The organism is Streptomyces sp. N50 (genome assembly GCF_033335955.1).
GTDB lineage: Bacteria > Actinomycetota > Actinomycetes > Streptomycetales > Streptomycetaceae > Streptomyces.
This window is the reverse complement of the sequence record NZ_CP137549.1, coordinates 863,028-875,231: the sequence shown is the minus strand read 5'-3', so window position 1 is coordinate 875,231 and position 12,204 is coordinate 863,028. Positions and strand designations below refer to the sequence as shown.

12 protein-coding genes are annotated in these 12,204 nt (G+C 70.4%); 5 read left to right on the top strand and 7 right to left on the bottom strand.

Features of this window, described 5'->3' with window-relative positions; translation table 11 throughout:
* Positions 1–530: 530 nt before the first annotated feature.
* The gene (locus R2B38_RS03560) at positions 531–770 is read left to right on the top strand and encodes a hypothetical protein (protein ID WP_318014909.1); all 240 of its coding nucleotides are present in this window, start codon (positions 531–533) and stop codon (positions 768–770) included.
* Between the two features lie 183 nt (positions 771–953).
* On the opposite strand, the gene rocD is transcribed toward R2B38_RS03560, so the two are convergent.
* The 3 genes from rocD to R2B38_RS03545 all read right to left on the bottom strand — a co-directional run bounded on the left by rocD (position 954) and on the right by R2B38_RS03545 (position 3,616).
* Entirely contained in the window at positions 954–2,180 is a 1,227-nt protein-coding gene (gene rocD, locus R2B38_RS03555) for an ornithine--oxo-acid transaminase (protein WP_318014908.1), read from the bottom strand.
* The gene (ddaH, locus tag R2B38_RS03550; protein WP_318014907.1) at positions 2,177–2,989 is read right to left on the bottom strand and encodes a dimethylargininase; all 813 of its coding nucleotides are present in this window, start codon (positions 2,987–2,989) and stop codon (positions 2,177–2,179) included. Before ddaH ends, rocD begins: the two co-directional genes overlap by 4 nt.
* A 123-nt stretch (positions 2,990–3,112) precedes the next feature.
* The gene (locus R2B38_RS03545) at positions 3,113–3,616 is read right to left on the bottom strand and encodes an Lrp/AsnC family transcriptional regulator (RefSeq protein WP_318014906.1); all 504 of its coding nucleotides are present in this window, start codon (positions 3,614–3,616) and stop codon (positions 3,113–3,115) included.
* Between the two features lie 77 nt (positions 3,617–3,693).
* Here R2B38_RS03545 and R2B38_RS03540 point away from each other — a divergent pair, with 77 nt between their 5' ends.
* Genes R2B38_RS03540 through R2B38_RS03525 form a run of 4 tightly spaced genes read left to right on the top strand, consistent with a single transcriptional unit; the run spans position 3,694 to position 7,763 of the window.
* Entirely contained in the window at positions 3,694–4,443 is a 750-nt protein-coding gene (locus tag R2B38_RS03540) for a LytR/AlgR family response regulator transcription factor (RefSeq protein ID WP_033278248.1), read from the top strand.
* Between the two features lie 2 nt (positions 4,444–4,445).
* Complete coding sequence (locus R2B38_RS03535) at positions 4,446–4,805, top strand: hypothetical protein (protein ID WP_318014905.1); 360 nt, start codon at positions 4,446–4,448, stop codon at positions 4,803–4,805.
* Positions 4,806–4,810: 5 nt separating this feature from the next.
* The gene (locus tag R2B38_RS03530) at positions 4,811–6,523 is read left to right on the top strand and encodes a cation acetate symporter (protein WP_318014904.1); all 1,713 of its coding nucleotides are present in this window, start codon (positions 4,811–4,813) and stop codon (positions 6,521–6,523) included.
* Between the two features lie 34 nt (positions 6,524–6,557).
* Entirely contained in the window at positions 6,558–7,763 is a 1,206-nt protein-coding gene (locus R2B38_RS03525; protein WP_033278251.1) for a sensor histidine kinase, read from the top strand.
* A gap of 6 nt (positions 7,764–7,769) precedes the next feature.
* On the opposite strand, the gene R2B38_RS03520 is transcribed toward R2B38_RS03525, so the two are convergent.
* From R2B38_RS03520 to R2B38_RS03505, 4 genes are all read right to left on the bottom strand, one after another.
* Complete coding sequence (locus R2B38_RS03520) at positions 7,770–7,928, bottom strand: hypothetical protein (RefSeq protein WP_019070924.1); 159 nt, start codon at positions 7,926–7,928, stop codon at positions 7,770–7,772.
* 13 nt (positions 7,929–7,941) lie between these two features.
* Entirely contained in the window at positions 7,942–9,771 is a 1,830-nt protein-coding gene (locus R2B38_RS03515) for a serine/threonine-protein kinase (protein WP_318014903.1), read from the bottom strand.
* A 25-nt stretch (positions 9,772–9,796) separates the two neighbouring features.
* Positions 9,797–10,825, bottom strand: a complete 1,029-nt coding sequence (locus R2B38_RS03510) for a PASTA domain-containing protein (protein ID WP_318014902.1) — start codon at positions 10,823–10,825, stop codon at positions 9,797–9,799.
* Between the two features lie 368 nt (positions 10,826–11,193).
* Positions 11,194–12,144: a cytochrome c oxidase assembly protein gene (locus tag R2B38_RS03505; RefSeq protein ID WP_318014901.1), complete on the bottom strand. Its 951-nt coding sequence runs from the start codon at positions 12,142–12,144 to the stop codon at positions 11,194–11,196.
* Positions 12,145–12,204: the final 60 nt, after the last annotated feature.

Here is a 12,204-nt window from a genome sequence, read left to right as displayed (position 1 = left end):
TACGAAAGGTGGCGGTACCAGCGATCTTATGAGTGCGCCACCGCCCCCACCGCGTCCCTTGACCCGGTCCTGACCGGAGGGCGGGCGAGAATTCGCCCGGGGTTCACCGGACGTCCTGTGACGGCCACGGTGCGCTGCGCTGGCGTGCACGGTGGGCTACGGCGGGGCGGGGCGGGTCAGCGCCGGAGGGCTGCGCTGTGAGCGGTGTGCGCACCGGCGGTCGGCCTGCGCCGACAGCGGGGTCCGCACGGGCCGGCCTCGGTGATCAGCGGCGTCCGTGAGGGCGGTGGGATCGACCGGCGGTGCGGGGGTTTCCGGTGAAGGTGGAAGAGCAGGCGCTGCGGGCCGTGCTCTGCCGTGCCGGGCAGGCGCCGCGTCGGCCCGAACGGGTGGCGGAGCCGGCGCCCGGGAACAACCCGGCCCCTTTCGGCGCTGCTCCTGATACCTCGCCGGGTACTCAGAGAAGGGTCGTGAAGGAGATGAATCGGTCAGGGCAGGAGCCGCTCCCGCCGTCAGGTGAAGCACCGTTGGTGACCACCTGCGGCCGCCAGGTCGCGGTGAGGCGACTGCTGTTGGCGATCCCGGAACGGCCGATCAGCCGGGTCACCCTGGACGTGGGCCCGGTCGTGCGCGGCGAGCCCGGACTCTGGGCCTCCCTCACCGTGGCCGAGGCCCGCGACCTCGCCCGCCGCCTCCTCGCCCAGGCCGCCCTGGCCGACAGCGGCACCGGCACGGGTACTCCCGCGGAGCAGGGCGCGACGGGCAAGTAGCCTCTGTCGTCCGGGAGTTACCCGTGTCCGTGGGGGTGGGCTGGACCGGCCTCCGAGGGTCTATCCAGCCCAGCCGCACACTTCACGTTCCTTGGGGCGGCGCCTTACGTGCCTCCCTGCGGGCCTGGCTGGACCAACTCCCTCCGTCCGCCGATCCAGCCGGCCCCGACAACTCGCGCAGGCTTACGCCCCCTTCGTCAGCACCCTCTCCAACGAGCCGATCGCCGACCGGAGTTCATCCGCCGTGATGGTCAACGGCGGCGCCAGCCTGATCGTCGAGCCGTGGGTGTCCTTGGCCAACACGCCCTCGCGCATGAGGCGTTCGCTGATCTCGCGCCCCGTGCCGATCGCCGGGTCGACGTCGACGCCCGCCCACAGGCCCCGCGCGCGGAAGCCGACCACGCCCTTGCCGACCAGCTCGGTCAGGCCGTCCCGCAGGATCACACCCAACTCCGTCGCCCTGCGCTGGAATTCACCGGTCTCCAGCAGTTCGACGACCGCCGTGCCGACCGCCGCGGCGAGCGGGTTGCCGCCGAACGTCGAACCGTGCTCGCCCGGGTGCAGTACCCCGAGCACCTCCCGGCGCGCGACGACCGCCGACACCGGCACGATCCCGCCGCCCAGCGCCTTGCCGAGCAGCAGCACGTCCGGGACGACCCCCTCGTGCTCCACCGCGAGCGTGCGGCCCGTGCGGCCGAGGCCCGACTGGATCTCGTCCGCGATGAACAAGCAGCCCTTGCGGGTGGTGAGTTCACGCACACCGGCCAGATAACCCGCGTCCGGGATGATCACCCCGGCCTCGCCCTGGATCGGCTCGATCAGCACCGCCGCCGTGGTCTCGTCGACCGCCGCCTCCAGCGCCGCGAGGTCGTTGTACGGCACGATCCGGAAGCCCGGTGTGAAGGGACCGAAGCCCGCCCGCGCCGTCTCGTCGGTGGAGAAGCTGACGATCGTCGTCGTACGGCCGTGGAAGTTCTCCGCCGCGACGACGATGGTCGCCCGGTCGGCCGGGACGCCCTTCACGTCGTAGGCCCACTTGCGGGCCACCTTGATGCCGCTCTCGACCGCCTCCGCGCCGGTGTTCATCGGCAGCACCATGTCGAGCCCGGTCAACTCCGCGAGCCGCTCGGCGAATTCGGCCAGCCTGTCGTTGTGGAAGGCGCGGGAGGTGAGGGTGAGCTGGTCGAGCTGGCGGTGGGCGGCCTCGATCAACACCGGGTGGCGGTGGCCGAAGTTGAGGGCCGAGTAGCCCGCGAGCATGTCGAGGTAGCGGCGGCCCTCGACGTCCTCCACCCAGGTGCCCTCGGCGCGGGCGACGACCACGGGCAGCGGGTGGTAGTTGTGCGCGAGGACCGGCTCCTCGGCGCGGATGAGGTCGGCGGACGTACGGGCACTGGCGGGTGCGGTCATGAGCGGATCTCCTGGGTGCAGCACTTGATGCCGCCGCCGGCTTTGTGGAACTCCGACAGGTCGACGGGGACGGGGACGTAGCCGCGTTCGGCGAGGCGCGAGGCCAGTGCCTCTGCCTGGGGCGCGATGAAGACGTGCAGGCCGTCGGAGACGGAGTTGAGACCGAACGCCATCGCGTCCTCATGGGTCGCGAGCACCGCGTCCGGGAACAGTCGCGCCAGCACCTCCCGGCTGCCCGGCGAGAAGGCCTCCGGGTAGTAGCAGACGGTGTCCTCGTCCAGCACGAACAGCGCCGTGTCGAGGTGGTAGAAGTACGGGTCCACCAGCGTCAGGCTGATCACCGGCACGCCGAAGAACTCCTGCACCTCGCGATGGGCCTCGCGGGTCGTACGGAAACCGGTGCCGGCCAGGACGTAGCGGCCGGTCGGGATGAGGTCGCCCTCGCCCTCGCTGACCGACTCGGGGCGGTACACGTCGTAGCCCGCCGCCTTGAACCACATGTCGTAGTGGTCCGACTCGGGGCGCCGCTCCGGCGCGTGGAAGAGGGAGCCGAAGACGCGGCCGTCGACGACGACCGCCGAGTTCGCGGCGAAGACCATGTCGGGGAGGCCGGGCGCCGGCGCCACCGTGTCGACGGTGTGGCCGTGGGACCGGTAGGTGTCGATCAGCGTCCGCCACTGCTCCTGGGCGAGATCGACGTCCACCTGGGCATCGGGATGCATCCAGGGGTTGATCGCGTACTGCACGGCGAAGTGTCTGGGTTCGCAGACGAGAAAGCGCCGCCGGCGCCGCACACGGGTGTCGGGCACAGAGGGGTCCCTCCGCTTCCTGTGATGACGACTGGGGTTGACACCACGGTAGGAAACGACCTATACGCCCGACAAGCGATGAGCGCTGCGTGTCTACGCAGGAACGCTGCGTCTTTCGTGCCCTCAACGCACGTCTGATGCGTCTCCCGGCGCCGGATGGGTGGCGCCCGCTTCCGGGCTTTCCGGGAGGAGGTGGGACAGCACCATCACGCTGATCGTCTTCCGGATGAACGGCTCCTGCCGGATGCGCTCCAGGACCTCCTCGAAGTGGTCCACATCGGTCGCCCGCACATGCAGCAGCGCGTCCGCGCCACCGGTCACCGTCATCGCCGCGGTGATCTCCGGATGGTTGCGCACCACCTCCGCGAGCCGCCTGGGGGGCGCGGCGCCCTCGCAGTACACCTCCACGTACGCCTCCGTGCGCCAGCCGAGCGCGGACGGCCGCACCGTCGCCGTGAACCCGGTGATCACCCCCGTCTCCCGCAGCCGGTCCACGCGCCGCTTCACCGCCGTCGCGGACAGCCCGATCGCCGCGCCGATCTCGGCGAAACTGGTCCTGGCGTTCGCCATCAACGCGGTGATGATCTTCCGGTCGAGTTCGTCGAACGGAGTGGTCCTGCTGTTCATGTCGGCACTGTATCCAGCGCGAACGTCCACGCCCGGTACATGTCCAGCCGTACGAATTACTCCTACACTCCACCTTCATGCTGCGCGCCCTCGCCGTCGACGACGAACGCCCCTCGCTGGAGGAGTTGCTCTACCTGCTCAACGCCGATCCACGCATCGGCAGCGCGGAGGGCGCGGGCGACGCGACCGAGGCGCTGCGCCGTATCAACAGGGCCCTGGAATCAGGCCCGGACGGACCGGAGGCGATCGATGTCGTGTTCCTCGACATCCAGATGCCCGGCCTCGACGGACTCGACATGGCACGGCTGTTGACGGGTTTCGCCCAGCCGCCGCTCGTCGTGTTCGTCACCGCGCACGAGGACTTCGCCGTACAGGCCTTCGATCTCAAGGCAGTTGACTACGTCCTGAAACCCGTCCGCAAGGAACGCCTCGCCGAGGCGGTACGCCGCGCCGCCGAACTCGGCGGATCCGCACCGCGGATACCCGTGCACGAACCCGACCCGGACCACATCGCCGTCGAACTCGGCGGTGTCACACGGTTCGTGGCCGTCGACGACATCACCCACGTCGAGGCCCAGGGCGACTACGCCCGCCTGCACACCGACCGGGGCAGCCACCTCGTCCGCATCCCGGTGTCCACGCTGGAGGACCGCTGGCGCGCCCGGGGCTTCGTCCGCATCCACCGCCGCCACCTCGTCGCCCTGCGCCACATCGGCGAACTCCGCCTGGACGCGGGCACGGTGAGCGTCCTGGTCGGCGGCGAGGAACTCCAGGTCAGCCGCCGTCACACCCGCGAACTGCGGGACCTGCTGATGCGGAGGTCCTGACGGTGCCTCAGGACCCCACCGAACGCAGGGTGGTTGTCACCGGCCCACCCCGCCGCACCCGCCGCGCCTCCGGCTACTCCCGCCCCCGCACCGAGATCGACGAACAGACCACCCTCGGCCACACCTACGTCCGTTCCCTCATGCGCACCCAACTCCGCGCCGCCCTTCTGGTGTTCGCGGTCCTCGTCCTCCTGGTCGGCCCCCTGCCCCTCGTCTTCGCGGCGACCCCGGACTCCCACCGCCTCGAATGGCTGATCCTCGGCTTCTGCCTCTACGCCCCGCTCGTCCTCCTCGCCCTCTGGTACGTGCGCCGCGCCGAACGCAACGAACGCGACTTCGTCCGCCTCGTCGAGGACCGCTGAGCCGGGTGAACTCCAGTTACGCGGTACCGGCGGTGGCCCTCGTCGTCGTGGTCACGGTCCTCGTCGGCGCCTTCGGCCTGCGCATCTCCCGCACCACGTCCGACTTCTACGTCGCCTCCCGCACCGTCGGCCCCCGCCTCAACGCGGCCGCCATCAGCGGCGAGTACCTCTCCGCGGCCTCGTTCCTGGGCATCGCCGGTCTGGTCCTGGTCCAGGGCCCGGACATGCTCTGGTACCCGGTCGGCTACACGGCCGGATACCTGGTCCTGCTGCTGTTCGTCGCCGCCCCGCTCCGCCGCTCCGGCGCCTACACCCTCCCCGACTTCGCCGAGGCCCGCCTCGCCTCACACGCCGTACGACGCCTCGCGGGCGCCTTCGTCGTCGGCGTCGGCTGGCTGTACCTCCTGCCCCAACTCCAGGGCGCGGGGCTCACGTTGACCGTCCTCACCGGCGCCCCCGACTCGCTCGGCGGCCTGATCGTGGCGGTCGTGGTGGTCGCCACCGTCGCCGCCGGCGGCATGCGCAGCATCACCTTCGTCCAGGCATTCCAGTACTGGCTGAAGCTCACCGCATTGCTCGTCCCCGCCCTCTTCCTGGTCCTCGCCTGGCAGAGCGACGGAGCACCCCGGCACGCCTTCGGGGAACCGGCGACATTCCGCGAACAACGGGCGGTTAGGGTCGACGAGACACTCGACCTCAGACTCGACCGCCCCCTCACGGTCACCGTGACCGGCAAGGTCGACGGTCACACACATGACGGCGCGAGACTCCAACTCCCCACCGGAACCCACCACATCGAGCGTGGCACCCGCCTCACCTTCGCCAAGGGCGACCCCGTCCCCGTAGCCGACCGGGGCACCAACGGCGGCATGTCGACCTCCCTGGCCGCCAGCCGCGAGGAACGCCCGCTGTACGCCACGTACGGCCTCATCCTCGCCACCTTCCTCGGCACCATGGGCCTGCCGCACGTCGTCGTCCGCTTCTACACCAGCCCGCACGGCGTCGCCGCCCGCCGCACCACGGTCGCCGTCCTCGGCCTGATCGGCGCCTTCTACCTTCTCCCGCCCGTCTACGGCGCCCTCGGCCGCCTGTACACCCCCGAACTCACCATCACCGGCGACGCCGACGCGGCCGTCCTCCTGCTGCCCGACCGCATGATCGGCGGCGTCGGCGGCGATCTGCTCGGCGCGCTGGTCGCGGGCGGCGCCTTCGCCGCGTTCCTGTCCACCGCGTCGGGACTCACCATGGCGGTGGCCGGGGTCCTCACCCAGGACGTCCTCCCCTCGCGCGGGGTACGGCACTTCAGGCTCGGCACGGTCCTCGCCATGGCCGTACCGCTGGTGGCGAGCGTGGTCGTCGGCGGACTGCCCGTCGCCGACGCCGTGGGGCTCGCGTTCGCCGTATCGGCGTCCTCCTTCTGCCCGTTGCTGGTCCTCGGCATCTGGTGGACCCGGCTCACCCCGCCCGGTGCGGCGGCCGGGATGCTGGTGGGCGGCGGGTCGGCGTTCGTCGCCGTGGCCGCGACCATGGCGGGCTTCCCCGGCACCGGCCCCCTGCATGCCCTGCTCGCGTGGCCCGCGCTCTGGTCGGTGCCGCTGGGGTTCCTCACGATGGTGCTGGTGTCCCTGGCCACACCGGGGCGGGTGCCGACGGGAACGGCGGCGATCCTGGCGCGGTTCCATCTGCCGGAGGAGCTGCGGGCGGAGGTGAAGGCGTGAGAGCAGCGCCTGGAAACGTGATCGAGGTGCGCGTATGAGCGGATTCCTGGCCGGCCTCTGCGTCGCCGTACTCCCCCTGCTCGCCGCCGGTTTCTGGCTCGGCCGCCGCACCGCACGCCCCGAGAACCTCGGGGGACTCGGCACCCCCGTCGAACACGCCACCTTCCAGACACTGCACACCGCGTCCCTCGCCGCACCCCCGCTGCGCGCTGGTCTCACGGAGGAGACGGCCCGCCGCTCGGCCCGCAGACTGCGCACGCTGCTCGGCACGGACGCGCTGTGTCTGACCGACCAGAAGCAGGTCCTCGCCTGGGACGGTGTCGGTGACCATCACCGGGCCGAGATCATGGAACGGCTCGCGGGCCCGCTGGAGACCGGCCGGGGTGAGGCGTTCCGGCTCAACTGCGACGCCCCCGACTGCCCGTTGCGCTGGGCGGTGGTCGCCCCGCTCACCGTCGACGACCGGGTCCACGGAGCGTTGGTCGCCTGCGCACCGCGTGAGTCGGCGGTCCTGGTCCGAGCCGCTGGAGAGGTGGCCCGCTGGGTCTCCGTACAACTTGAGTTGGCAGACCTGGACCAGTCCCGCACGCGCCTGATCGAGGCCGAGATCAAGGCACTTCGGGCCCAGATCTCCCCGCACTTCATCTTCAACTCGCTCGCCGTGATCGCGTCCTTCGTCCGCACCGACCCCGAGCGCGCCCGCGAACTCCTCCTGGAATTCGCCGACTTCACCCGCTACTCGTTCCGCAGGCACGGCGACTTCACCACCCTCGCCGACGAACTCCACGCCATCGACCACTACTTGGCGTTGGTCCGGGCCCGCTTCGGCGAGCGCCTCTCCGTCACCCTGCAGATCGCCCCCGAGGTGCTGCCGGTCGCGCTCCCGTTCCTCTGCCTCCAGCCGCTCGTCGAGAACGCCGTCAAGCACGGCCTGGAGGGCAAGGCAGACAAGAGCCGGATCAGCATCACCGCACAGGACGCGGGCGCCGAGGCACTCGTCGTCATCGAGGACGACGGCGCCGGCATGGACCCCGACCTGCTCCGCCGCATCCTCGCGGGCGAGGTCAGCCCCTCGGGCGGCATCGGCCTGTCCAACGTCGACGACCGGCTCCGCCAGGTCTACGGCGACGACTACGGCCTCGTCATCGAGACCGCCGTAGGAGCGGGCATGAAGATCACCGCCCGGCTGCCCAAGTACCAGCCGGGCGTGCACTCGGCGAGCCGGCGGAGCGAGCCGTAGCGGGCCTCAGGTGCTGCGCGTGGCCACCATCCCGAGGGTGATCAGCCCGAGCACGACCCAGCCGAACCACAGCCAGCCGTTACTCCCGAGCGCCACCGTGTAGGCCGTCACCACCACCAGACCGCCGACGGTGATCACCCCCATGGTCTTCGTGGAACCGGGCATCGCAACACCCTCCTCATGGTTCGTCCCCCTCCATGGTGCCCCCGTTCTGCCTCCGAACGGCGCAGACGACGAAATGTGTGCCCGACTTCCACGGTCCCTGACTCGTCCAGGAGGCCGCCTCGTACACCGACGGATCGAAGCCGTAGTCGGCCGGCGGGACGTCCCGGGCACACGCGGCGTCCGATTCCGTGCGGGCCTGGGCCAGCGTGACGCCAGCGCCCAACCGGGTGAACCCGAGCACTTCCTGATCGTGCTTGCCCGCGCAGGAGACCAGGCTCGCGGCGCGGTCCGAGGGCACGGCCAGACAGTCCCGCTTCTGCATGGTCGACGTATCGGCGAACGCCGACCCGAGGGCGCGACGGCTGCCGAGCGGCCCGTAGACCGGCCCGTGCGCACCCAGCACCAGACACGCGGTGCGCCGCCCGGCGGCCTCGAAACCGGCGTCGGTCGGTACGACCGCGAGCGCCCGCACATCCGCGAGTTTCTCCCGCATCTCCTGCGTCCGCCGCGCACACCGGTCCGCCCCGACCTTGCGCGCCTCGCCCGCGGACGCGGTGGAGACCAAGGCCATCACCTGCCCGTCGGGCACGGAGTTCCGACAGGTGGGGTCGACGGAGAGCCTCGGCGTCCCGTGGAAGAGCTTCCCGCCGGGCCAGTCGGCGGTGACGCAGTCGCCGTTCTTGAGGGGCGCGGAGAGCCCGATGGCCGTGCCGTACGGCGAACTGTCCTGCTGCGCGCTCGTGTTGTCGCCGGGGGGCTGGCGGGCCATGGCATACCAGACGCCGCCCAGGGCCAGGGCGAGCCCGAGCAGGCCCGCGAGGACGGCCTGGCGGAGACGGGGACGGGGGCGGCGGCGCCGGCCGGTGGGAGGTGGCCCCACGGTGGGGGGCGCCGGCGCGGGCTGCCCCTCCCACGGCGACTGTGAACCCAGGTCGGTCTGCGTCCGGGCATAAGATCCCGCCCCCGGGTCCGTCTGCGGCGTGACGATCCGCGCCAGGGCCACCTCGGCCTCCGCCGCCGGAATCCGTCGTAGCGGATCCTTCTCCAGCATCGCGTGGAGCACCGGGGCCAGGGCGCCCGCGCGGACCGGGGGGAGCGGGTCCTCCATGACGACCGCGGTGATCTCGGCGAGCGGGGTCTCGCGGACGAAGGGGCCGTGGCCCTCGACGGCGTGGTAGAGCGTGCAGCCCAGCGAGAACAGGTCGGCCGCGGCGGTCGGCGGCCCGCCCGTGGCCCGTTCCGGCGCCAGATAACCCGCCGTACCGACGAGCACGGACGTCAGCGTGTACCGCGTCTCCCCGGCGTCCGGCTGCACCGAGATGCCGTAGTCCGTGAGCAGGACTCGGGCGTACGGCGAACCGGTGCGGTCCGGTGCCAGCAGGATGTTCGCCGGTTTCACGTCCCGGTGCATGACACCCCGCTGGTGTCCGGCGGTCAGCGCGTCGAGTACGGCGAGTCCGATGCGGGCGCACTCCGCGGGGGCCAGCGAGCCGTGCCGGCCGACCATGTCGCGCAGGTCGACGGCGTCCGCCACGTACTCCATGACGATCCAGGGCAGCCCCTCGTGTTCCAGCACGTCATGGACGGTCACCACATGGGGGTGCCCGCGCAGCCCCGCCGCGTTCCGCGCCTCGGCCCGGGCTCGCGCGACCCGGGCCTCCCGCTCGGCCTCTGCGGAGGCCGGGTTGCTGAACACGATCTCCTTGAGCGCGACTTCACAGGCCAGCCGCTGGTCATGTGCGAGCCACACATGTCCCATCCCGCCACTCCCCAGCCGGTTCAGCAGGAGATAACGGCCTGCGATGACCCGGCCCACTCCCGAGGTCGGCGATCCCTGTGGCATCCGGACTCCTCCTTCCGGGGCTGCGTCACGTCTCGGTCGTGGTGGCGGCGACGGTGGTGGCGGTGACGGTGGTGGCGGTCGGCGTGCCGATCGTCACGGAGGCGCTGGCGGTGACGGGCGCGCTCGTCACCGGGGCGCTGCTGGAGACCGGTGCGCTCGGCGGGGGCGAGTGGGACACCACCGAGGGTGAACCGGTCGTAGGCGTACCGGTCGTAGGCGAACTGCTCGACGGCGGTGGGTTGGACGACGGGGGTTCACTCGTGGGCGAGGAGGGTGCTGGGGCGGACGTCGAGGGCGGTGCCGTGGACGTGGGCGGAGCCAGCGTCGGCCCGGAGGTCGTCGGACCCGGGGGAGTGGACGTAGCGCCCCCACTCGTCCCACCGGTCACGCTCAAGGTCACGTACTCCCCGAACCGCAGCTCGGTCCCGGCGGGCGGATCGCTGGCCGTGACGTGCGCGTCGTCGGACGGCACCGCGCTCCCGCCGTACCCGACGGCCAGACCCCTGCTCACCAGTTGCCGCCGCGCGTCCCCGAACGTCGCCCCGGCGAGGTCGGGCACCGCGTGCCGCTTCCGGGTGTCGAAGGTGGTGTCGTGCTTGCCCGTCGTGCCGACCGGACGCGTGATGCCGGTGTCGGGATCGTCGACGTCGACGAGGGCGAGCCCCTCCATCTGCCGCGGCGCGGGACGCACGGCCACGACCGAGGACGCGTGATATCCGCTCCACTTCTTGTTGCCGTCCGCGAACTTGACGGAAATGCGGCTCGCGTCGCCTTTGAAGGGGCGCAGTGGATTTCCGCACGAGCACTTCGCGGCCGGTTCCCCCTGGTCGTCGACGAGAATCGCGATTCCCGACTGGAGAAGGGAGTTGTAGGGCGTGGCCTTTCCCTTTTTGTAGTCGTGGTTCTGTACGAGAGTGTCGTGACGCAGGAGTACGGGTGTGAGCCGGTCCAGATAGGCCGGTATCCAGTCCGTGGTGATACCCAGGACGCCCGACCAGGCAACGGCCTTCTGATGATTGGCGGGATCGGTCAGAAACCTCTTGAGTTTCGCCACGTCACAGATGGTCGGCTTCGTGGTGCCCCCGTACAGCCCAGGCGTGTCCCCTTGCTGCAAGCTGCCCCGTACGGGCCTCGATCGGACCTCGGCGTCCTGCCCCAGTCCCTGTTTCTCGTCGAAGAAAGGCGCGAGCGACGGAACTCGGGCGGCAACCGCCTGCACGGCGAACAAATGTGCGCCCCCGCCGCATCCACTCAGCCCACTCACGACCAGGGCACACGCAAACAGCACGGCGATCCTGCGGATCACCGGAATTCCGGTCCTTTGCACAACAGCGCGAAATGTCACTACCGCTCCCCCCGGCCGCGGTTCCCCCATCGCGCTTATGCTACTGAACGAAATTCCCGTTCAGTTGCCGCATGTGTTCAACTGCTTCGTGTGTTCAATGAGGCCAAATAGGCGTTGTACGCCTCGAGTTCCTTGTCGCCGTCCCGGTCGGCGGCCCGGTCCTGGCGCTTGGCCTGGCGCTGCTCGGAGCTGTACCACTGGAACAGCAGGGCGATCAGCACCAGCACGGACGGCACCTCGCTGAACGCCCAGGCGATACCGCCGGCCGCGTTCTGATCGGAGAGCGCGTCGATGCCGAGGGAGGCGGGCGGGTTCTTGAACGTCTCGACCATCGGCTCCGACGCCATCATCAACGCGATGCCGAAGAACGCGTGGAACGGCATCCCGGCGAACAGCTCCAGCATCCGCATCAGATAACCCGGCCGATTCGGCCCCGGATCCACGCCCATGATCGGCCAGAAGAACACCACACCCACCGCGAGGAAGTGCACCATCATCGCGATGTGCCCGGTCTTCGACCCCATCAGGAAATCGAAGATCGGCGTGAAGTACAGCGCGTACAGGCTCGCGATGAACAGCGGGATCGTGAACGCGGGATGCGTGATGATCTTCATGTACCGGCTGTGCAGAAACATCAACAGCAGCTCGCGGGGCCCTTTGTGCCCCCTGGCCGCCGGAGGCAGCGCGCGCAATGCCAGCGTGATCGGAGCGCCGAGCAGCAACAGGATCGGCGTCAGCATGCTGATGACCATGTGCTGCACCATGTGCACGCTGAACATGACCATTCCGTAGTCATTGAGCTTGGTGCACATCACCAGCCCGATGGTCAGCACACCGATGACGAAGGAGATCGTCCGCCCCACAGGCCACGAGTCCCCCCGCCGCCGCAACCGCACGACCCCCCAGCCGTACAGCCCGAGCCCGAGCAGGCAGGCGGTCAGGAAGAACGGGTCGGCCGACCAGTCAAGCCCGCGCGCAAAGGTGAACGGCGGCAGATCCATGGTCATACCGTGCCCGCCGTGATCCATCGAACGGCTCCTGATTCGTGGGGGTGTGCGTCATCTGTCCGCACCAGAGTAGAACCGCCC